At 69.3% G+C, this 20,684-nt stretch carries 17 protein-coding genes; 9 read left to right on the forward strand and 8 right to left on the reverse strand.

Annotation, left to right across the window (positions count from 1 at the left end; translation table 11 throughout):
* Positions 1-14: 14 nt before the first annotated feature.
* From ACIPRS_RS01795 to ACIPRS_RS01805, 3 genes are all read left to right on the forward strand, one after another.
* Positions 15-1,070 carry a quinone-dependent dihydroorotate dehydrogenase gene (locus tag ACIPRS_RS01795; protein ID WP_337730071.1) on the forward strand — a complete coding sequence of 352 codons (1,056 nt, stop codon included), beginning with the start codon at positions 15-17 and terminating at the stop codon, positions 1,068-1,070.
* Positions 1,067-2,107 (forward strand): UDP-N-acetylmuramate dehydrogenase, encoded by a 1,041-nt coding sequence (gene murB / locus ACIPRS_RS01800; protein WP_446537317.1) that lies wholly within the window; start codon positions 1,067-1,069, stop codon positions 2,105-2,107. The genes ACIPRS_RS01795 and murB overlap by 4 nt, the downstream gene beginning before the upstream one ends.
* Before the next feature lie 231 nt (positions 2,108-2,338).
* A complete protein-coding gene (locus tag ACIPRS_RS01805) occupies positions 2,339-3,247 on the forward strand; it encodes a DMT family transporter (RefSeq protein ID WP_192200864.1) in 909 nt (302 codons plus the stop codon).
* 12 nt (positions 3,248-3,259) lie between these two features.
* On the opposite strand, the gene ACIPRS_RS01810 is transcribed toward ACIPRS_RS01805, so the two are convergent.
* Entirely contained in the window at positions 3,260-5,980 is a 2,721-nt protein-coding gene (locus ACIPRS_RS01810; protein ID WP_446537318.1) for a tetratricopeptide repeat protein, read from the reverse strand.
* A 95-nt stretch (positions 5,981-6,075) separates the two neighbouring features.
* Here ACIPRS_RS01810 and ACIPRS_RS01815 point away from each other — a divergent pair, with 95 nt between their 5' ends.
* A complete protein-coding gene (locus ACIPRS_RS01815; protein WP_192200862.1) occupies positions 6,076-6,972 on the forward strand; it encodes a GGDEF domain-containing protein in 897 nt (298 codons plus the stop codon).
* Between the two features lie 10 nt (positions 6,973-6,982).
* On the opposite strand, the gene ACIPRS_RS01820 is transcribed toward ACIPRS_RS01815, so the two are convergent.
* Positions 6,983-7,924 (reverse strand): DedA family protein/thiosulfate sulfurtransferase GlpE, encoded by a 942-nt coding sequence (locus tag ACIPRS_RS01820; protein ID WP_446537988.1) that lies wholly within the window; start codon positions 7,922-7,924, stop codon positions 6,983-6,985.
* Between the two features lie 379 nt (positions 7,925-8,303).
* Between ACIPRS_RS01820 and ACIPRS_RS01825 the strand changes: the two genes are divergently transcribed.
* Positions 8,304-9,719, forward strand: coding sequence for a pectin acetylesterase-family hydrolase (locus ACIPRS_RS01825; RefSeq protein WP_446537319.1), 1,416 nt, complete (start codon positions 8,304-8,306; stop codon positions 9,717-9,719).
* 55 nt (positions 9,720-9,774) lie between these two features.
* On the forward strand, positions 9,775-10,383 hold the full coding sequence (locus tag ACIPRS_RS01830) for a hypothetical protein (protein WP_446537320.1): 609 nt from the start codon (positions 9,775-9,777) through the stop codon (positions 10,381-10,383).
* 170 nt (positions 10,384-10,553) lie between these two features.
* On the opposite strand, the gene ACIPRS_RS01835 is transcribed toward ACIPRS_RS01830, so the two are convergent.
* Both ACIPRS_RS01835 and ispG read right to left on the reverse strand, forming a co-directional pair.
* Entirely contained in the window at positions 10,554-11,225 is a 672-nt protein-coding gene (locus ACIPRS_RS01835; RefSeq protein WP_446537989.1) for a phosphatase PAP2 family protein, read from the reverse strand.
* A 4-nt stretch (positions 11,226-11,229) separates the two neighbouring features.
* Positions 11,230-12,495, reverse strand: coding sequence for a flavodoxin-dependent (E)-4-hydroxy-3-methylbut-2-enyl-diphosphate synthase (gene ispG / locus ACIPRS_RS01840; RefSeq protein ID WP_446537321.1), 1,266 nt, complete (start codon positions 12,493-12,495; stop codon positions 11,230-11,232).
* Positions 12,496-12,593: 98 nt separating this feature from the next.
* On the opposite strand from ispG, the gene ACIPRS_RS01845 reads away from it, so the two are divergent.
* Positions 12,594-13,832: an ATP-binding protein gene (locus ACIPRS_RS01845; RefSeq protein WP_337730076.1), complete on the forward strand. Its 1,239-nt coding sequence runs from the start codon at positions 12,594-12,596 to the stop codon at positions 13,830-13,832.
* Positions 13,833-13,842: 10 nt separating this feature from the next.
* Positions 13,843-14,394 carry a response regulator transcription factor gene (locus ACIPRS_RS01850; RefSeq protein ID WP_337730077.1) on the forward strand — a complete coding sequence of 184 codons (552 nt, stop codon included), beginning with the start codon at positions 13,843-13,845 and terminating at the stop codon, positions 14,392-14,394.
* A 3-nt stretch (positions 14,395-14,397) separates the two neighbouring features.
* Here ACIPRS_RS01850 and ACIPRS_RS01855 read toward each other — a convergent pair whose 3' ends face one another.
* The 4 genes from ACIPRS_RS01855 to ACIPRS_RS01870 all read right to left on the reverse strand — a co-directional run bounded on the left by ACIPRS_RS01855 (position 14,398) and on the right by ACIPRS_RS01870 (position 19,156).
* On the reverse strand, positions 14,398-15,072 hold the full coding sequence (locus ACIPRS_RS01855; RefSeq protein ID WP_446537322.1) for a hypothetical protein: 675 nt from the start codon (positions 15,070-15,072) through the stop codon (positions 14,398-14,400).
* A gap of 72 nt (positions 15,073-15,144) precedes the next feature.
* Positions 15,145-17,346: a TonB-dependent receptor gene (locus tag ACIPRS_RS01860; protein ID WP_446537323.1), complete on the reverse strand. Its 2,202-nt coding sequence runs from the start codon at positions 17,344-17,346 to the stop codon at positions 15,145-15,147.
* 62 nt (positions 17,347-17,408) lie between these two features.
* Positions 17,409-17,777, reverse strand: a complete 369-nt coding sequence (locus ACIPRS_RS01865; protein WP_446537324.1) for a DUF2946 family protein — start codon at positions 17,775-17,777, stop codon at positions 17,409-17,411.
* A 92-nt stretch (positions 17,778-17,869) separates the two neighbouring features.
* Positions 17,870-19,156, reverse strand: coding sequence for a hypothetical protein (locus ACIPRS_RS01870; protein WP_446537325.1), 1,287 nt, complete (start codon positions 19,154-19,156; stop codon positions 17,870-17,872).
* A 118-nt stretch (positions 19,157-19,274) separates the two neighbouring features.
* Between ACIPRS_RS01870 and xseA the strand changes: the two genes are divergently transcribed.
* The gene (gene xseA / locus ACIPRS_RS01875; protein WP_446537326.1) at positions 19,275-20,603 is read left to right on the forward strand and encodes an exodeoxyribonuclease VII large subunit; all 1,329 of its coding nucleotides are present in this window, start codon (positions 19,275-19,277) and stop codon (positions 20,601-20,603) included.
* Positions 20,604-20,684: the final 81 nt, after the last annotated feature.

Here is a 20,684-nt window from a genome sequence, read left to right on the forward strand (position 1 = left end):
GCCCGCCCGCCTCCATGTATTCCCTCGCCCGACCTTTCCTCTTCGGCCTTGATGCCGAAACCGCCCACGGCATGGGCCTGAAGGCACTGGACCTGGCCTACCGCACCGGCACCACGCCGCTGGTGGCGCGCCCCATCACGCCGATGCCCACCAAGGTGATGGGCCTGACCTTTCCCAACCCCGTCGGCCTGGCCGCCGGCATGGACAAGAACGGCGCGCACATCGATGCCCTGTTCGCCCTGGGCTTCGGCTTCGTCGAGATCGGCACGGTCACCCCCAAGCCGCAACCCGGCAACCCGAAGCCCCGCATGTTCCGTCTGCCGCAGCACCAGGCCGTGATCAACCGCCTGGGCTTCAACAACGAAGGCGTGGATGCGCTGGTGCGCAATGTCGAAGCCGCGCGTCGCGACCGCGGCCTGCTGGGCATCAACATCGGCAAGAACAAGGACACGTCCAACGAGCGTGCGGCATCGGACTATCTCTACTGCCTGGAACGCGTCTATCCGCTGGCGGACTACATCACCGTCAACATCTCCTCGCCCAATACCGCCGGCCTGCGCGAACTGCAGGAAGAGCAGACGCTGCGCCAGCTCATCGGTACCCTGCGCGAGGCGCAGGAAGATCTTGCCGCCCAGCACGGCAAGCGCGTGCCGATGCTGGTGAAGATCGCGCCGGACCTCTCCGACAGCGACATCGACGCGGTCGCGCGCGTGCTAGGCGACATGCAGGTGGACGGCGTCATCGCCACCAACACCACGGTCTCCCGCCTGAGCGTGCAGGACCACCCGCATGCCCGTGAAACCGGCGGCCTGTCCGGCGCACCGCTGATGGGCCAGGCCACGCTGGTCCTGCGCCGCCTGCGCACGCGGTTGCCGCACAGCATTCCGCTGATCGGCGTGGGCGGCATCCTGTCCGGCGCCGATGCGGTGGCGAAGATGTCGGCAGGCGCCTCGCTGGTGCAGTGCTATACGGGCCTGGTCTATCGCGGACCGGAGCTGGTCCATGAGTGCGTGGAAGCGATCCGCCGCCGCCGCGAAGCGCCCAGCCGTGGTCCGGTAGCCCCGGAATGACCCCCGGTTATCGCCTCACCGCGAACGCGGCATTGCGCGACCGCAACACCTTCGGCGTGCCCGCCACCGCGCCGTGGCTGATCGAAGTGGACGATGTCGCCGCGCTGGAGGAGGTGCTTGCCCTGCCGCAGGTCACCGATGCGGAAACGCTGGTGATCGGTGGCGGCAGCAACCTGTTGTTCGCGGGCGATGCACCGGGCGCGGTGATCAGCCTCGCCACCCGTTCGACCGCCATCGTGTCCGACGATGGCGAGCGCGCACGCGTGCGCGCCGACGCCGGGGTGCCGTGGCATCCGCTGGTGATGTGGTCGCTGGAACAGGGCCTGTGCGGGCTGGAGAACCTGGCGCTGATCCCGGGCACCGCGGGCGCGTCGCCCATCCAGAACATCGGCGCCTACGGCACCGAAGTCGGCGAGTTCATCGATATCGTCGAGGCGTTCGATCGCCACCATGGCGTGCGCGTACGGCTCGACCGCGAAGCCTGCGCCTTTGCCTACCGCGACAGCGTGTTCAAGCACGCGCCGGATCGCTACCTGGTGACGGCGGTCGAATTCCTGCTGCCGCGCACGCCGTCCCTGCGCCTGGACTACGCCGGCATCCGTGAGGAACTCGGCGCGATGGGCATCGCCGCACCGAGCGCACGCGATGTGGGGGAAGCCGTCATCCGCATCCGCCAGCGCAAGCTGCCCGATCCGGCCGTGGTCGGCAATGCCGGCAGCTTCTTCAAGAACCCCATCGTGTCTCAGGCACGGGCGGAAGCGCTGCTGGTCGACTACCCCACCCTGCCCGTGTTCCGTGGCGATGCCTTGCACAACCGCAAGCTGTCGGCGGCCTGGATGATCGAAGCCTGTGGCTGGAAGGGACACCGCGATGGCGATGCCGGCGTGTCCGCCGCGCACGCACTGGTGCTGGTCAACCATGGCGCGGCGACCGGTGCGCAGTTGCTGGCGCTGGCAAGGAAGATCGCCGCGTCCGTGGACGCGCGCTTCGGCGTGGCCATCGAGCCGGAACCGAAGCTCATCGGGGCCACCTGGTAGTCCCGGGATGACGCGCATCAACGGCCCGGATACTTCCCCCTCCCCCGTTCACGCGGGAGGGCCGGGGTGGGGGCCGACCGGAGCCCGTCTCCTCCAGCGTGCGCGACGGACTCGCCCGCCGCGCCTTGTCGTGTCGACAACGATCGGCGGTGGTTTCGACGTCCGTGACTTCGTTCGCCCCCATCCCATCCTTCCCCCGCGTGCGGGGGAAGGGGCCGGTCCCCGCTGCTGATGCCCACCCTGCCCGCCCACTACCGAGCCGCCGTGCTGATGCTGGGCAGCACGGTGTTCTTCGCGCTGATGGTGGTGGCGATCCGCCTGGCCTCGGCCACGCTGCACACGTTCGAGATCGCGTTCTTCCGCAACTTTTTCGGGCTGCTTGCGGCGGCGCCGCTGATCCTGCGCCACGGCCCCGGCTTCCTGAAGACCACCCAGTTCCCGCGCTACCTGTTCCGCTGCGTGATCGGCATCTGCTCGATGCTGGCCGGCTTCTGGGCCATCGGCCACCTGCCGCTCGCACAGGCGGTGTCGCTGTCCTATTCCACCCCGCTGTTCGTCACCATCGCCGCCGCCGCGATGCTCAACGAGCAGGTGCGCGCGCGTCGCTGGACGGCGGTGGTGCTCGGCTTCATCGGCGTGCTGGTGATCGTGCGGCCGGGCACCTCGGCATTCACGGCGGATGCGCTGATCGCCGTCCTGGCGGCCGTGATGAGCGCGCTGGTGGCGATCCAGATCAAGCAGCTCTCGCACACCGAACCGGCCGACCGCATCGTCATCTACACCACGCTGCTATGGGTGCCGATGTCGTTGCTGCCTGCGTTGGCGGTGTGGGAATGGCCGCAGGGCATCACCTGGGTATGGGTGGTCGCGGCGGGCGTACTCGGCACCGGCGGCCACATGCTGTGGACGCGCGCGTTGAAGCTGGGCGAAGTCTCCGCGCTGACACCGATCAGCTTCATGCAGCTGCCGGTCGTCGCGGTGTTCGGCTGGCTGCTGTTCGACGAGACGCTGGACACCTGGACGCTGCTCGGCGCCGGCATCATCTTCGGCGCCAACGCCTACATCGCCCATCGCGAAGCCGTGCTGTCGCGCCGCGCGGCGTCGGAAGCCTCCAGCTCGGCGGCCAAGCCCGGCGAGTGAGGCCGGGCGTTCTCAGGTCTGCTTGCCGGGCCGCTTTCCTTCGCGATAACGGCTGACGAACTCGGCGTCGGCGTCGTCCAGCGTGCCCGGGTCCGCCGCCAGCAACGGCGCGATGTACTGCCGGTGAAGTGCGTCGGCCTCGCCGTCGCGCCCCAGTTCGCGGTAGGTGTCGATCAGGTTCCAGGCCGCCGTGCGTGTTTCCACGTGCCGCTCGCCCAGCACTGCACGGCGCAGGTCGAACAGCTTCTGGTACTCCCCCAGCGCGTCCCGCGCGCGCCCGGTGGTTCGCAGCGCCTCGGCGCGGATGACCATCGTCAGCTGCGCCTGCGGGTGCTTGTCGCCCAGCACCTTCAGCGCCAGGGGCTGGACATCGGTGAGCAGGCGCAGCGAGGCCTCGGGTTGTTTCGCGTTGAGCAGCGTGCCGGCGTGGTTGACCAGGATCGACAGCGTGTCCGGGTGCGATGGCCCCAGCACGCGGCTGCGTACGGTGATCACCTGCTCCTCGAGCGGCAACGCGGCGGCGTAGTCCTTCAGGCGCGCATGCGCGGTCGCCAGGTTGAGGCGCGTGCGGACGGTCTGCGGATGATCGCGGCCCAGCACGCGTTCGCGCGCGGCCAGCGCATCCTTCAGCAGGGGCAGCGCCTCATCGGCCTGGCCTGCGTCGACCATCATCGTGGCCAGCGTGCTGCGCGCCTGCAGGGTGACCGGGTGTTCGCTGCCCAGCTTGCGCGTGTAGCGTCCGGTCAGGTCCCGCTGCATCGCGATGGCGGCATCCTTTTCGCGATTCATGATGCGCAGGACTGCGAGGTTGCCCATCGCCGAAAGCGTTTCCTCGTGGTCCGCGCCCAGCGTGGCCGTGCGCAACCGGACCACCTTCTCCATGTTGGCGCGCGCCTCGGGCAGTTCGCCCAGGTTGCGCTGCACGGCCGCCAGGTCATTGGTGGCTTCCAGGGTCGCCGGGTCGCCCTCGCCCACGCTGGACAGCAGGCGCTCCTGCACCGCCTGCACCACGCCCTTCGCGCGCGGCCGGTCGCCCCGCGCCGAGATCACCTGCGCCTGCGCGAGCTCCAGCTTCACCCGCACGCGGTCGTTGACCGGCAGTGCGAACGCGCGCGGCAGCGCCTTCTGCAGCACGGCCTCCGCCTGGTCGATGTGGGCGCCTTCCAGCAACGCCTGCACTTGGTCCCGCCGCGCACGCAGGGTTTCCTGCGCACCTTCGCCCAGCACCGTGCTGCGGTAGTCCGCCACATGCGCGAAGTGCGTCGCCGCCTTGTCATGGCGGCCGATGGCGGCGTACACGTGCCCCACCGACTCGCGCAGGCTGGCCGCCACGTCGGGCTGGTCGGCGAAATCACGGGCGATCGCGTCCTCGGCGTTCGCCAGCAACTGCCGGTCCACCAGGTCGCGCGCCAGATCGCCGGTACTGGTCTTCGCCAGCGTGGCACCGAAGGCATCGGCCGCCGACGGGTCAAGGCTGCCGACCTGCCGGACCAGACCCTCCGCCAGACCCACGCCCATGGTCTCGATATCGATCCCTTCCAGCATCGACTGCTGGAACGCCGCCACCTTCTCCAGTTCCGCGCTGCGGGCCTCCGCGACGCTGCGCTGCGTCTGCGCCTGCTGCAGGCCATACAGCGACAGCCCCAGCCCGCCCAGCAGCGCCACCAGCGCTACGCCGGCCGCGACGGCCGCAGCGCGGTGGCGGCGCAGGAACTTGCGCCACACATAACCACGACTGGCGGGCACCGCGGAGACCACCCTGTCATCCAGGTAACGCTGCAGATCGTCGGCCAGGGCCGCAGCCGAATCGTAGCGGGCGTCGCGCTCGTGCTGCATGGCCTTCAGCACGATCCAGTCCAGGTCGCCGCGCAGCCGATCGCGCATCCGCGCGAGCGAAAGACCGCGCTCCTGCGCCATCTCGCGTGCCTGTTCGGTCGGCAATCCCGCCAGCCGCGACGACGGCGCGACGGCCGTGGGGGTCTCCGCGGACCAGGTCTCGCCCACGGCTTCCGGCCGCACGCCGGTCACCAGTTCGCACAGCACCACGCCGAGCGAATACACATCGCTGCGGGTATCCACTTCGCGTGGATCGCCCTGCGCCTGCTCGGGGCTCATGTACTCCGGGGTGCCCGCCCGCTCCAGCACGGCATCGCCGGCCAGCGACGCGGTGGTCGCGATGCCGAAATCGATGATCTTCGGCACCGGCCTGCCGTCCAGCGTGTCCACCAGCAGGTTGCCGGGCTTGAGGTCGCGATGCACCACACCCTTGTGGTGCGCGTGCTGCACGCCCTCGCACACCCGGATCAGCAACGCGACGCGGGCATCCAGCGGCAGGCGCTGGTCGCGGCAGTAGCGCGTGATGGGGGTGCCTTCGATCAGCTCCATCGCGAAGAACGGGAAGCCTTCTTCGGTCGCACCGGCGTCGTAGATCTGCGCGATCGCCGGATGGCGCATCTGCGCGAGCACCTGCCGCTCCACTTCGAAATACGCCAGGTGGCGCGCCTGCAGGCGTTGCGCGCGCATCAGCTTCAGCGCCACCTCGCGGCGGACCGGTTCCAGCTGCGCGGCGCGGTAGACCTCGCCCATGCCGCCCCGGCCCAGCAGGCCTTCGATGCGGTAACGCCCCAGCCGTGCGCCCGGCGCAAGCGTTCCGTCGGGCGCGGTGGGTGCGTCCTGCAGGCGCGTGGCCAGGCTCTCGGTGGGTGCGAGGTCGTCGTAAGGTTGCGATGTCATGCCACTGTCCCCGGTGCGCCCGGCCATGGTAGCGGAAGCGTGAGTTGACCGACCGATCCGTTACACTCGGACCCGCACCTGCCAGCAGCACACGCATGTCCCGGGATTTCCACGATCCGCCCACCACGCAACGGACCATCCTGAGCGACGGTCCGCGTCCGCACGCGCCGCGTTCGGCGTGCGTGGTGGTGATCCATGGCGAAGGCCTGGGCCGGCGCGCGGACATCGATGTCCAGCCGGTGCGCGTGGGGCGTTCGCAGGAAACCGACCTGCATATCCCGCACAACAGCGTCTCGCGCGTGCACTGCGAGATCTGGCGCGATGGCGATACCTACTGGGTGCGCGATCTAGGCGCCACCAACACCACCCGGCTGAACGACATGCCGGTGACCGAAGCCGCGCTGGTGGACGGCGACCACATCACGCTGGGCGAGAGCATCCTCAAGTTCATCAGCCACAGCAGCGTGGAAGCGCGCTACCACGAGGAGATCTACCAGCTCGCCACCCACGACGCCCTGACGGAGATGTACAACCGCCGCCACTTCATCGAAACGGTGGAGAAGGAGATCGCGCGCGCCATGCGGCACCAGCGCGCGTTGACGATGTGCATCATCGACGTGGACCTGTTCAAGCCGATCAACGACCGCTACGGCCACATCTCCGGCGACCTCGTGCTGAAGCAGATCGCGGCGCTGGTGCGCCGGCATGTGCGCAACGACGATGCCGCGGCGCGGATCGGCGGCGAGGAGTTCGCCGTGCTGCTGCCCGAATGCGGGCCCGAGGCCGCCTACGGCTTCGCCGAGCGTCTGCGCGAGGCGGTGGAGGCGGTGGTGTTCCGTCCTGGCGGCGAAGCGCAGCGCATCACCGTGAGTATCGGCATCGCCGCGCTGACGCCCGAGCGCGATACCGTCAGCCGCATGATGGCCGCCGCCGACGCGGCGCTGTACCGGGCCAAGAGCGAAGGCCGCAACCGGGTCTGCATCGAGCACTGATCGGGGAAGGTCAGCCGCCCAGCGGGTCCACGCCGTAGCCCGCCGCGCGCCAGGCATCGATGCCGCCCTTCAGCGGCAGCACGTCGCGGAAGCCCGCCTCGCGCAGCTTCGCCGCCATCCACGCGGCCGACACCTCATCGGGGCAGGCGCAATAGATGACGATCTTCGCCTCGCGCGGATACGAGGCCAGGATGCCGTCGAGGTGGCGCTCGTCCGCGAACATCGCGCCCGGGATGACGTAGGGGTCCACGTCGCGGAAACCGGGCGCGCGGATGTCGAACACCACCGGCGGGTGGCCCGCGCGGACCAGCGCATCCAGTTCCGGCGGATCGATCCGCGCCGCCTCCAGCGACTTCAACAGCGATCGGCGGCGCCACCAGCGCCAGCCCACGTATGCCGCAAGCAGCGTGCCGACGACCACGCCGGCACCCGTGCCCAGCTGCGAGAGCGTATCGATGACGGTTTCGACCTGCCTGGCGAACACCACGCCCAGCCCCAGTCCCAATGTTGCCCACAGTGCCGCGCCGAGCCCGTCGTAGCGCAGGAACGGCGGCAGCCGCACCTGCATGGCGCCCGCCAGCGGCACGGACACCATCGACAGTCCGGGAATGAACTTCGCCACCGACAGGATGCGGATGCCGAAACGGCCGTAGAAGCGCTCGGTGCGCTTCATGCAGGTGTCGCGCGACAGCGACAGCCGGCACAGCGACTGCAGCGTGCGGTTGCCGTAGCGGCGGCCCGCGTAGAACCAGACGCTGTCGCCGATCAGGCTGGCCAGCACCGACACGCCCAGCACGCCGGCCAGCGGCAGCCACAGCGGATCAGCCTGCATGGCCACGCCGGCGCCCACCAGGATCAGGGTGGGCATCGCGGGCACGGGCAGGCCCAGCGACAACGCCAGCACGTTGACGAACACCAGCAGCACGCCGTATCGGTCGACCAGTTCCTGCATTGCCATCCCCGGAGTCCACGCCGCGTTCCGCGACGGGTGTCGGCATGTTCGATCCACGGGCGGCCTGCGGCAAGGCGCCCGCCCGCAACGATCCGTTGCCCGGCCGCGATAGCGCACGCCGGTACAACGCCGCACGTGCGTGCTGCGACGCGGGATCGCTCCGTTTACCTGGCTGGTCGCGCGGCATGCGAAGGGGGGTATCGCGGCCAATGTCGGGGGCCACGGCAGCCAAAGCCGACGCCATCACATGGACTTAATCCCGTTACGGGGCGGGCGTCCCACCATCCGCCGCTGTACGGTCGCCGCCCCCACGCGTGCCGCACGCCAAGGCAGTCCATCCCGTTGAACGTCCACCTGACTCTCGCCGGAGGATCCGATCATGGTTGCACCCGTACGACCCGCACGCCTGCCCCTCGTCCTGGCGGCCGCCAGCTTCACCCTGCTGGTGGCCGCGCCACTGAAAGCCGAGGAAGGCGATTACAGCTTCTGGCAGACCCTGGTGAACCTGGTCTCGCCGCCCAAGGCGGACAACAAGGTCACCGCCGCCCAGCGCACCGGCACCTACCCGTTGCTGGCCAATCCGGCGGGTTTCAACGACGGCTTCCAGCCCGGGCGCTATGACGCCTGGCAGACCATCCAGCTCGCGCCGCAGACCGGCGCGGTGTGCGGCGACGGTTCGCCATTCAAGTTCTTCGTCAACCGCGTGGCCGATACGCGCAACACCATCATCTACATGGAAGGCGGTGGCGCCTGCTGGGACTACGCCAGTTGCAGCGGCCAGAGCGGCATCCGCGGTGCGCGCAATCCGAACGGCATCCCCGACGACTACATGGGCCTGCTGAATCCCGGCGCCAGCCTGGTCAGCCCGTTCGTCACCCGCGTCAGCCCGTTCGATGCGGTGAAGACGCAGGGCTGGAACATGGTCTACGTGCCCTACTGCACCGGCGACATCTACAGCGGCGACCGCGTGGCGGTCTACAACGACCCGAGCGGCCAGAACACGCCGCTGGTCTGGCACCACAACGGGGTACGCAATGTGCGCGCGGTGGTCGGCTGGTTGAAGGACAACCTGCCGCGGCCCACGCAGATGCTGTCCACCGGCTGCAGCGCAGGCGGTGCGGGCAGCCTGACCAGCTACCATCCGTTGCGTCGCGACATGGCACCCACGCGCAGCTTCCTGATCAACGACTCCGGCCCGATCTTCCCCACGCTGAAGAACGGCAATCCGGTGGACTATCCCTCGCAACCGCTGATGGCGCTGATCCGCAGCGCCTGGGGCCTGGACCAGCCCAACGGGCCCCTGCCCTACCTCGCCAGCGGCCTGCCGCAGTTCGATCTCAACGAACTCGGCACCCTGTACCCGGCCCTCTCCAGCAAGTACGCGAACGACCGACTCGGCCACACGCACTTCTGGAAAGACCTCAACTACTCGTCCTATTCCTACGAACGGTTCTACCTCGACATCGCCAACGCGCCGGACCAGGCGACCAAGGAGGCGCGCATCCATGCGCGCTGGGACGTCGATACCGCACGCCTGCGTGATCGCCTGAACACGTTGAACAACGTCGGTGGCTACTTCCCGCAGTACCGCGCGCTCAACGAGAGCCACTGCACCACCATCGTCGACTTCAAGAACGCCGACGTACAGGCGCAGAACCTGGAACTGAAGCACTTCATCGACAGCGTGCTCGATGGCCAGGGCAAGGTGATCGACGCCAGCGAGCAGGACGACAAGGCCGACAAGGCCAAGCCGTTCAACCTGCTGTACTGGCTGGTCGACCAGTTGATGGGATGAGGCCGATGTCCGGGGCCGCCGTGCTGCGGCGGTCCCGGCGTGCGAGGGACGCTGCATGAAGAAACTGCTGACACTGCTGGTGCCCTGCGCGGTCTTCGTCGCCGCCATCGTCTGGTGGAAGCGCGATGACCCGGGCAGACCAGTCGCGCCGCCGTCATCGGTTGAGGTCGCGGACGCCGCGTCGTCGCGCCTGGCTTCCCTGCAAGCCACGCCACAGGCGCAGGCGCACCGCGAGCGCCAGCGCTTCGAGACCGATGCGAAAGACTTCTTCGCGCATTCCGCGTCGTTGCGCGCGGTGGAACGCAGCGAACGCGCCGATGCGTTGACGCGGCAGATCGACAAGTACGAAGCAGCGGGCGGCCTGTCTGCGGGCGAAGCCGTGCTGCTGCGCACAGCGCTGGTCAAGGCGACCGTGGACGACCCGGCACAACAGGCAGCCGAGGTCGCCGCCATCGCCGACCGCTATCGCGCCCACGCTGACGCGCGCATGGCCGCCTTCACCGCACAGCAGCGCAACGATCCGAGATTCCAGGCCTACAAGGCCCGTGAAGCGCAGGTGGTGTCTGAAGTGATGGCCACCACGTCGATTCCCGCCGGACTCACCCGCGACCAGTACCTGCGGCAACGGTTGCAGCAAGAGCGCGAGCGGGCCTACGCGCCGTAGACGCGGCTTTCTGTAGGAGCGACGTAAGTCGCGACCGCACGCCGTCAATCAAAGCAGTGCCATCGCCTGTTCCGGCGACAGGCCAACGGAGCGGGCGCTATCGGTTACGCACCGGAATGTTCAATGCATGCGGTCGCGACTTGCGTCGCTCCTACAGAAGAGCTGACGCCTCATCTGACCTGCCACGGCCGCTCGCGGATGCGGTACAGCACCAGGTAGACGCCCGAGACCCAGGCGACGCCCGCAGCCCAGCCGCCGAGGATGTCGGACGGGTAGTGCACGCCCAGGTAGATGCGTGAGGCGCCGACGGTCAGCGTGAACAGCACGGCCAGCCCGGCCACCAGCCAGCGGAAACGGGTGTGCCAGCACAGCAGCACCACCACCATCGCCAGCGTGGCCGAGCCCATTGCGTGGCCGCTGGGGAAACTGAAGGTGTGCTCCGGCGCGATGGACTCCCACAGGCTGGGGCGATCGCGCTGGAAAAACTGCTTGGTGACCAGGTTCAGCAGGGCCGAGCCGGCGAACGATACCCCTGCAAAGGTGGCCTCGCGCCAGCGCCGCAGCACCAGCAACACCGACGTCAGCAGGATGTCCGCCGGCACCACGCCCCACTGGTAGCCGATCGCCGACATGAAGACGAAGAAGCGGTCCAGCGCGGGGCCGTTTAGCGCGTGCGCGCGCCACAGCAGCGGATCGTCGAAGTAGAAGGCTTCCAGCTCGTGGACTTCATCCGCCAGCTCGACGAACAGCCACAACGGCGCCAGCAGGCAGAAGAACAGCAGGACCAGGCGCCCGCCGTGTTCACGGAACAGGCCGGCGATGAACCGCCGGCCGTTCGCCAGCGTGTCAGCCGGCAGCACGCGCGTACTTGGCCTCGACGTAGTCGTCGATCAGCGCGACGAACTCATGTGCAATGTTCTCGCCACGCAAGGTGACCTTCTTCTCGCCATCGACGAATACCGGTGCCGCCGGCGCCTCGCCCGTGCCCGGCAGCGAGATGCCGATATTGGCGTGGCGCGATTCGCCCGGCCCGTTGACCACGCAGCCCATCACCGCCAGCGTCATGTTCTCGGCGCCGGGATGGGTGACCTTCCATTCGGGCATCTTGCCGCGCACGTGTTCCTGCACGACCTTGGCCAGTTCCTGGAAGAACTCGGAGGTGGTGCGGCCGCAGCCGGGGCACGCGGTGACCATCGGCGTGAACGCACGCAGGCCGGTGGTCTGCAGCAGTTCCTGCGCCACGATGACTTCCTGCGTGCGGGACTGGCCGGGTTCCGGCGTCAGCGAGATGCGGATGGTGTCGCCGATGCCTTCCTGCAGCAGCACCGCCAGCGCGGCGCTCGAGGCGACGATGCCCTTGCTGCCGATGCCGGCCTCGGTCAGGCCCAGGTGCAGGGCGAAGTCGGTGCGGCTCGCCATGTCGCGGTAGACGGCGATCAGTTCCTGCACGCCGCTGACCTTGGCCGACAGCACGATGCGGTCGCGCGGCAGGCCGATCTCGACGGCGCGTTCGGCCGAATCCACCGCCGAGCGGATCAGCGCCTCGCGCAGCACGCGACCGGCGTCCCATGGCGTCTCGCGCGTATGGTTCTCGTCCATCAGCTGCGCGGCGAGCGACTGGTCCAGCGAGCCCCAGTTGGCACCGATGCGCACCGGCTTGCCGTAGCGGATGGCGAATTCGATCAGCTGCGCGAACTGGGTGTCGCGCTTCTTGCCGAAGCCGACGTTGCCCGGGTTGATGCGGTACTTGGCCAGCGCCTCGGCGCAGGCCGGTTCGCCCGCCAGCAACTGGTGGCCGTTGTAGTGGAAGTCGCCGATCAACGGCACCGACACGCCCATCATCTCCAGCTTCTCGCGGATGCGCGGGATGGCGGCGGCGGATTCGGGGTTGTTGACGGTCAGGCGGACCATTTCCGAGCCGGCGCGCCACAGTTCCGCCACCTGCTTCACGCTGCCGGCGATGTCGGCGGTGTCGGTGTTGGTCATCGACTGCACCACCACCGGACGGCCGCCGCCGACGGTGGCGTTGCCGATCCGGACGGCCTGGGTGATGCGGCGCGGCAAGGGCGCGGCGTCGGTGGGGGGCGTGGGGCGGGTGACGGCGTCGTGCATGCCGGCATTGTAGCGTGGCCGCCTGCCCGGGCCGGCAGCCGCCGCCCTGCGACGCCATGCCGCAGGCCCCGTCCGCGCGCTTGCTCTAGCATGTAGCGATGCCGAATACCGTCTTCACGCTGACGCCGTCGTTCCTGCGCACCCTGTGCAACCTGCGCTGGGTGGCCATCGTGGGCCAGGCGGTGACGGTGCTGGTGGCGCTGGGCCTGCTGGACATCGACCTGCCGCGCTGGCCCCTGTGGGCCGGCATCGGGGCGCTGGCGCTGTTCAACGTCTACGCCACCTGGCGCAGCCGCCGTCCCGGCCAAGAGACGCCGGCCGAGGCCTTCGCGCACATGCTGGTGGACGTGGCCGTGCTGTCCTGGCTCGTCGCCTGGAGCGGCGGCATCGGCAATCCCTTCAGTTCGATGTTCCTGCTGCTGATCGCGGTGTCCGCACTGGCGCTGCCATTGCGCTGGGTGCTGGCTACCGGCGTGGCCTGCCTGCTGGGCTACATCCTGACCGCCGTGTTCGGCCGGCCGCTGCCGCACCTGCATGGCGACAACTTCAACGTGCACCTGTGGGGGATGGCGGTGAACTTCGTGTTGTCGGCCGGCGTGGTGCTGTATTTCTCCACCCGACTGGTCGCCGCGCTGCGCCTGCGCGAGCAGGAACTGGCCCGCCTGCGCGAACGCTTCGCACGCAACGAGGGCATCGTCGCCCTTGCCACGCACGCCGCCGCCGTGGCGCATGAACTCAATACCCCGCTGGCGACGATGACGCTGCTGACCGAGGACATCCGCGAGCACGCAAGCGAACCCGACATCCGCGAGGACGCGGGCACCATGCGCCAGCTGATCGACCTGTGCCGCGACCGCGTACGCGCGCTCGCCGCCTCGGCCGACATGGGCGTGCGCCAGCGCGTCGACCTGGACGAGGTGGTGCAGCGCTGGCAACTGGTCCGGCCGACGATCGAACTGCAGCGAACCGGCGCACTGCCGCCGTGGCTGGCGACCGACGCGTCCACCGGCCACCTGCTGCAGGCACTGCTCAACAATGCGGCGGACGCCAGCCGCCAGGCCGGGTCGCAGCGCGTGGACCTGGACCTGCGCTGCGAAGGCGATGAGCTGGTCGGCACCGTGCGCGATTACGGCAACGGTTTCCACGAAGCGCTGCCATTCCAGTCCGAGCAACTCTTCCGCACCAGCAAGCCCGAAGGCATGGGCGTGGGCCTGGCCCTGTCGCATGCCACCATCGAGCGGCTCGGCGGGCGCATGACCATGCGCGCCGTGCCGCCCAAAGGCGTGCAGGTGCAGTTCCGCCTGCCCGTGGCGGGCAATGACGAGACATCCCCATGAGAGACATCCGATGAAAGGCCTGCTGGTCGACGACGACGAACTCTACGCGCGCACGCTGCAGCGCAGCCTGGCGCGCAAGGGCATCGAGACCGAGATCGCACTGGACGCCGCCAGTGCGCTGGCGCGCGCGCGCGAGTGCCTGCCCGATTTCGCCCTGGTCGACCTGAAGCTGGGCAGCGATTCCGGCCTGGCCCTGATCGAACCGCTGCGCGCGTTGCGTGCCGACATGCAGATCCTGCTGGTCACCGGGTATGCGAGCGTGGCCACTGCCGTGGAATCCATCAAGCGCGGCGCCGACGACTACCTCCCGAAACCGGCGACGGTGCCGACCATCCTGCGTGCGTTGGGGCTGGAAGCCCCTGCCGCAGCGGAAGACAGCAGCGCGACCGACGACACCATGACACCGCTCAGCCGGCTGGAGTGGGAACACATCCAGCAGGCGCTGGCCGAAACCGAAGGCAACATCTCCGCCGCTGCGCGCCTGCTGGGCATGCATCGCCGTTCGCTGCAGCGCAAGCTGGCAAAGCGGCCGGGGCCGGAGCGGCGCTGGATCGACGAGTAGTCGTCAGCGCGGCGGGTCGCGGTCCGGCTCGATCGCCGCGCCAGCGCCCATGCCCGCACCGGCACCCAGGCCGGCCGCGCCCATCCCGGCACCACCGCCCTGCCGCCCCTCGCCTTTCGCGCCCTCGCCCTTGCCTTTCGAGGCGGCCGGTCGCGCCGGGCCTTGCCGCGGAATCGACAGCGAAGACGGGACCGGCTCCAGGTCGAGCACGCTGCGGATGAAGTCGCGCAGGGACACCACCAGCGCATCGGTGTGGATGGGCCGTCCCGCCGCGAGATCATGGGCGGCCTGCGCGGCCAGACGCACCTGCTCATCGGTGCCCAGCAGGATGATGTCCGACAACGCGGCTTCCACCGCGTCGCGGATGCGCCGGGGCCGGTCGCTGCCTTCGTCGACCCCGTCGGCGCCGGTTTCGCGCGCCTGCACGCGCAGGTCGCGCAGGTCGCGCAGGTGGCGCGGGTCGACCTCCAGCGCGCCGGTGAACGAGCCGCCCAGCACCTTGTAGGCCGCGATCAGCGTGCGCAGGCGCTCGTTGATCTGGCTGTTCTCGCGCGCACGCCGCTCCTGCACTGTCTGCATGACCAACAGCCGGATGCCAACGCCGATCACCGTGATCAGCGCCAACCCCGCCAGCGTTGTCAGCAGGCCCTGCCACGAACTGAAGTCGAGACCGCGCATGCGCTATGCCTCCCGTGCAACCGGACGCCACCTTACCGAAAACCGTACCCGTCGCCGTGATGACGCTCGAGATCAGAATGTCCTGCGCAGCACCACGTCCCAACTGCGCGGATCGCCGAGGTACGCCATCGTGCCGCCCAGCGCGTACACCACATAGGTGCGGTCGCCGAGATTGCGGCCGCGCACGGTCAGCTCGGTGGTGTCGTTCCATCTGAAGCCCACGTGCGCACCCCATGTCGCGTAGCCGGCGGTGGACAGCGTGTTGGCGGCGTTCGCGTAGCGGGACGAGACGCCGCGCACGTCCACGCCCGCCGACCAGCGCGGGCCGACGCGGTAGTCCACCCACAGGTTGCCGACGCGCGAGGGCGTGTTGGTCGGCCGGCGGCCGGCGCGCGAGACCGGAACGCCGCCGACGTTCTCGTAGAAGTCGTCCAGCGTGGCGTCCACCCAGGCCAGGTTGCCTTCGATGTTCAGCGATGCCTGCGGACGCCAGCCGAAACTTGCCTCGATGCCGCGCGCCCACTGCTGGCCCACCGGCACCGTCTGGCCCGGATTGGCGGGATCGGTGATCGCGAGATTGCGGCGCACGATGCGATACGCGGCCAGCGTGGCGAAACTGCGTCCGTCCTGCGTCTGCAGTTTCGTTCCGATTTCGACCTGCCTTCCCGTGGTCAGGTCGAAGTCCCGCAGGGTGGCGAAATTGGCGGTGCTGAGGATGCCGGCCGGCGGATCGGCCGCCGTGCTGTATTGCATGTAGACGTTCGCCTGCGGCGCGATGGTCCAGTTCAGTGCCACACGCCCGGTCGTGGGCGTGTACTCGCGTTCGAAGCGCGCGGGATTGCTGGCCGAGACCATGCGGTGGTTGACCACGTCCAGCACGATGCGGTCGTGGCGCAGCCCGGTCAGCAACGACAGCGACGGGGTCAATTCGGTCAGGTTTTCCACGTACACCGCCTGCGTGCGCAGCCGGTTGGTGCGGTCGGGCGTGTAGACGATCGCCGTCCCGGGTACGTCGAGGAAGCGACCCGGCGTCACCGCGTCGAGTGGCACGGTATCCGCCGTGGCCGACAGCGACAGCGGAAAGCGCGTCTGCCGGTTGTAGCTGATGTCCAGGCCGGTGGCCCATTGCGTCGGCAGGCCGAACAACGCGCCCTCGTGGCTCCACTCCAGCCGGTTGCCATGGACCTGCTGGTCGTGACGCTGCAGCAGCGTGCCGGAGCGGATGACGCCCTCGTTGCCGGCGGTCAGGCGGTAGCTTTCGACGTTGCGGTAATCGCGCAGCGCGTCGTAGTGGTAGATGGTGTTGCGCACGGTGTCGCGCTCACCCGGTGTCCATTCCAGCAGCGAGCGCGCCCACAGCACGTCCTGTCCGTAGTAGCCGTCGGCGACGTTGTAGTTGCGCCCGACCGTTGCCGGCAGCACCGACAGGCGGCCGGTCGCTGGCTGGCGCACGGGCGTGCCCCAGTAGGGACGATGGTTGTCCTCCTGCTGGTATTCCACCGCAAGCGTGTGGCGAAGCGTGGGGGCCAGCTGCACCAGCCAGGACGCCGCCATCGCCGATGCTTCGCGCACCTGGCCATCGATCCCGCTTTCCGCGTCGCGTGCGCTGGCATCCAGCCGGACCGCCTGCAGGGCGTCGTTGCCGCCGACGCGCAGGTTGGCACCCAGCGCCAGCGTGCCGTCGCGGAAAGACCCCCACGATGCCTGCATGGCCGCTTCATCGCGGTCCAGCCGCGCCAGCCGGGTGACGTAGTTGATCGTGCCACCGACTGCGCCGGCACCGTACAGGAAGCTCGACGGGCCACCGATCGCCTCCACCCGCTCGTACTGCCACGCATCCACGGGACGCGCCGCGATGCTGGCGTACTGCACATCGATGCCGTTGAACAGCTGGGTGATCTGGCTGCCGGAAAAGCCGCGATACGTCACCGCATTGCCGTTGCCCGGCGGCGAGGCGACGGTCAACCCGGGGATGCCCGACAGCGCTTCCTGGGTAGTACGCACGCCGCGTGCGTCGAGTGTTTCGCGGTCGATCACCGTGATCGACGCCGGTGTCTGCATGACGCTCAACGCCAGGCGCGTGCCGGCGCCGGCGGCCTTGTCGAGTTCCGCCGCGTGGCCCTTGACCTCGACGGCATCGAGCTGGGTGGCACGGGAACCATCGGGCAACGTGATGCGCTCGGCGGCATGTACAACGACCGGAAACGACAGGGCCGCCAGGGCGGCCACGGACAGGCGCGACGCACGCAGCGCCGCGCAGGAAGACAGGGACATGGAAACCCCAAAGCACAAGGACGCGGCGCACGGGCCGCACGATCAACGGGAGGTCTTGTGGTTCAGAGCAGGACGGGCGGCCCTTGTCCGCCCAGGCCACGTATACGCAGGCGCCTCGTGCGAGGAAGCGTGACGACGCTTGCGATGACGTCTCCGGAGAGACGCGGGAAGAGCAAGGCGATGCAGAGCAGCAACAGCGGCAATGCGGCGGCCAGCATGCAGTACGCGCAATCGGCGCCCATCGGCATGCCGGCCGGCGACGGTGATTCCTCCATCGGTGATCCGGCGCGGGTGTCGACCCATTTGATGCCACCAGTGGTGCACAGTTCGGTCCACCCGGCCAACACCTGCGAGCCCGTGTCGCTCACCCATCGCGTGACGGACGGCGCGAACGCCATCAGCAGCGCGGCCAGCAAGGCCAGCTGCAGCATCGGTCGGAGCAAGGCGCGCGATCGGATCACGGGCGGCATTCTAGACGCAGCGACACGGAGGGGTCAGGTGCGACGGAATGCCGCACCCCGGATCAACGCGTGAACGTCACGCGCGCGCCTTTCATCCGCGGCGCGTCGCCATCGACGTCGGTCCATGCCAGCCATGCCGCACCGGCATGCCACTGCACGCGCGGGATGCCGCTTGCGCGGCCACGCGCGGACAGCCTGGCGACCTCGGTACGTTGCGCCTGTCCCCAACGCTCGTCATGCCGTGCGAGCACCAGCACCTGCTGCTCGTCCGGCGACTGTTCGAGCCAGGCCACCACCAGATGGCCGTCGCCGCGCGCGAGCCCCAACCGCCCGAGCACCTGCATGCCCTTCGCCAGCGTCACGGGCGCATCGAAGCTGTCGCCGGCATCCTGCGAATGCGCCGCGCGCAACTCGGGCATGCCGTCCGCCTCCGTGTACCAGGCCACCCAGACCGTGTCGCCCTCGGCGACGACCACCGGGCCATTCACCGGGCACCCGGCGATCTGCCAGCCATCCGCATGCACGTCGCGTGGCGTGGTCCAGCGCTCGCCATCGAAACGGACGATGCGCGTATCGCGGATCTCGCCCTCGCCCCGTCCGCGGTAGACGACCACGGCGCCACGATCGGTCATGGCGGAAGACGTGGTGCAGCAATCACAGGTCGACGTGTCCAGCGGCCACTCGGCCCCCTGCTTCACCTCCGCATCGTAGAGCGCGGCACGCAGCATCATCGGGGCGCCGGCACCATGGTGGCCGTCATCGTGATGCGCGTGCGCGCCGTCGGCGGCCTTCTGCCGACTGTCCAGCCAGGCGATGCCCAGCCGGTCGCGGGCCTGCGGCCAGAACGTCACGAAGCCATGGTCACCCGGCGTGCCGGACGGATGCACCAGTTGCGGCGCGCTCCACGTCGCGCCCCCGTCGCCGGAGCGCACCAGGTCGATGCCGTAGTCCATGCGCGCCGGTCCGGTGCTTCTCAACCAATGCGCCCACAGCGAGCCATCCGGCATGGCGTAGATGTGCGGCGTGTCCGCCCAGTTGACGAACCAGCCGGTCCCTTCCGCGATCGTGCGCGGCGCATCCCATCCCTGCGCGCCCGCAGCCAGGCGGCTGAAGCGCAGGCGGTGACCCGCCTCGTCCATCGGCTCCACCCAGCTCAGCAGCAGGGCACCGTCGGGCGTCGCCATCAGGTCGGGCTGCGCGGCGACGGACGGCGCCGGCATGTCCATCGTCTTCACCACGGAGACGGGCCCCGTGCGCGCCGCGGACGGCATCTCGTCAGCGGGAGCGCACGCCGCCAGCATCGCCAGCATGATCGGCACGGAGACGCGGGGCCAGGGGAAACGGCGCATGCGGAAGACTCCAGGGCGGTGGGACGCGGTCATTCCATCATGGAACCCGCCCCTGCGGCTGCGACCACCTGTCGCACCTCTTCGCGGCGATGAGACCGCCACCGTTTATCCTTCCCGCATGACCGACACCGCCCGCGACATCCTTACGCCCACCCAATTGAACACCCTGGCCCGCGACCTGCTGGAAGGCGCGTTTCCGCTGGTGTGGGTGGAAGGCGAACTGGGCAACGTCACCCGTCCGGCCTCGGGCCACCTGTACTTCACCCTGAAGGACGCGCGCGCGCAGGTGCGCTGCGCCATGTTCAAGCCCAAGAGCCAATGGCTGAAGTTCGCCCCGCGCGAGGGCCTGCGCGTGCTGGCGCGGGGCCGGCTGACCCTGTACGAAGCGCGTGGCGACTACCAGCTGGTGATCGACAGCCTGGAGGAAGCCGGCGAAGGCGCGTTGCGGCGCGCGTTCGATGAACTGAAGGCCAGGCTCGCGGCGGAAGGCCTGTTCGACGATGCGCGCAAGCGTCCCCTGCCCTCGCACGTTCGGCGGCTGGGCATACTGACCTCGCCGACCGGCGCTGCAGTGCGCGATGTACTGAGCGTGTTGCAGCGCCGCTTCCCGCTGCTGGAAGTCGACGTGCTGCCCGTGCAGGTGCAGGGCGAGACGGCGGCCGCACAGATCGTCGACATGTTGCAGCGAGCGGCGCGTGGTGGCCGTTATGACGTGCTGCTGGTCACTCGTGGCGGTGGATCGCTCGAAGACCTGTGGGCCTTCAATGACGAGCGCCTGGCGCGCGCCATCGCCGCCTCGCCCGTCCCCGTCGTGTCCGCCGTCGGCCACGAGACCGACTTCACCCTCGCCGATTTCGCCGCCGATCTGCGCGCGCCGACGCCGTCGGTCGCGGCGGAGCTGCTGGTACCGGACCGGCGCGACCTGTTGACGCGCGTACACGCGCTGCAGCGCCGGCTCGCCACCACCCAGACGCACAGGCTGCGCAACGCCATGCAGCGCGCCGACCGTGCCGCGCTGCGTCTCAATGCGCTGCGTCCGCAGGCGCGGTTGGAAATGCTCCGACGCCGGCAGGAAGACGCCGCCCGCCGCCTGCATGCCCTGTGGCGAGACCAGCAGGCGCGTCGCGCGGCCGCGGTTCGTCACGCGGCCGCGGTCCTGCGTGCCCATGCACCGCAGCGCCGACTGGAACAGGTGCGCGCGCGCCTGCTCGCCCTCGCCCCGCGCCCCCAGGCCGCTGTCGCGCGCACGTTGCAACGCGAGGCGCTGCGCCTGCGTGGCCTGGCCCGTTCACTGGAAGCCATCAGCCCGCTCGCGACTGTCGCCCGTGGTTATGCGCTGGTGACGAGGGAAGATGGCACGCTGGTGCGTTCGGTGACGCAGGTGCGTCCCGGCGACAGGGTCGATGCACGACTGGGCGATGGAACACTGAAACTCAGGGCGGAATGAGCCCGCCATCGCTCGCATCGCGCTGTGCGCCTTCGCCGACGTCCATGAGACAACCTCCGGATACGGCAGTGGCAAGACCGG

The organism is Pseudoxanthomonas sp. LARHCG66 (assembly GCF_052871755.1).

Coding starts and splice junctions, on each gene's coding strand:
- ACIPRS_RS01795 (WP_337730071.1), top strand. CDS start 15: ATGTATTCCCTCGCCCGACCTTTCCTCTTCGGCCTTGATGCCGAAACC.
- murB (WP_446537317.1), top strand. CDS start 1,067: ATGACCCCCGGTTATCGCCTCACCGCGAACGCGGCATTGCGCGACCGC.
- ACIPRS_RS01805 (WP_192200864.1), top strand. CDS start 2,339: ATGCCCACCCTGCCCGCCCACTACCGAGCCGCCGTGCTGATGCTGGGC.
- ACIPRS_RS01810 (WP_446537318.1), bottom strand. CDS start 5,980: ATGACATCGCAACCTTACGACGACCTCGCACCCACCGAGAGCCTGGCC.
- ACIPRS_RS01815 (WP_192200862.1), top strand. CDS start 6,076: ATGTCCCGGGATTTCCACGATCCGCCCACCACGCAACGGACCATCCTG.
- ACIPRS_RS01820 (WP_446537988.1), bottom strand. CDS start 7,924: ATGCAGGAACTGGTCGACCGATACGGCGTGCTGCTGGTGTTCGTCAAC.
- ACIPRS_RS01825 (WP_446537319.1), top strand. CDS start 8,304: ATGGTTGCACCCGTACGACCCGCACGCCTGCCCCTCGTCCTGGCGGCC.
- ACIPRS_RS01830 (WP_446537320.1), top strand. CDS start 9,775: ATGAAGAAACTGCTGACACTGCTGGTGCCCTGCGCGGTCTTCGTCGCC.
- ispG (WP_446537321.1), bottom strand. CDS start 12,495: ATGCACGACGCCGTCACCCGCCCCACGCCCCCCACCGACGCCGCGCCC.
- ACIPRS_RS01845 (WP_337730076.1), top strand. CDS start 12,594: ATGCCGAATACCGTCTTCACGCTGACGCCGTCGTTCCTGCGCACCCTG.
- ACIPRS_RS01850 (WP_337730077.1), top strand. CDS start 13,843: ATGAAAGGCCTGCTGGTCGACGACGACGAACTCTACGCGCGCACGCTG.
- ACIPRS_RS01855 (WP_446537322.1), bottom strand. CDS start 15,072: ATGCGCGGTCTCGACTTCAGTTCGTGGCAGGGCCTGCTGACAACGCTG.
- ACIPRS_RS01860 (WP_446537323.1), bottom strand. CDS start 17,346: ATGTCCCTGTCTTCCTGCGCGGCGCTGCGTGCGTCGCGCCTGTCCGTG.
- ACIPRS_RS01865 (WP_446537324.1), bottom strand. CDS start 17,777: ATGCTGCAGCTGGCCTTGCTGGCCGCGCTGCTGATGGCGTTCGCGCCG.
- ACIPRS_RS01870 (WP_446537325.1), bottom strand. CDS start 19,156: ATGCGCCGTTTCCCCTGGCCCCGCGTCTCCGTGCCGATCATGCTGGCG.
- xseA (WP_446537326.1), top strand. CDS start 19,275: ATGACCGACACCGCCCGCGACATCCTTACGCCCACCCAATTGAACACC.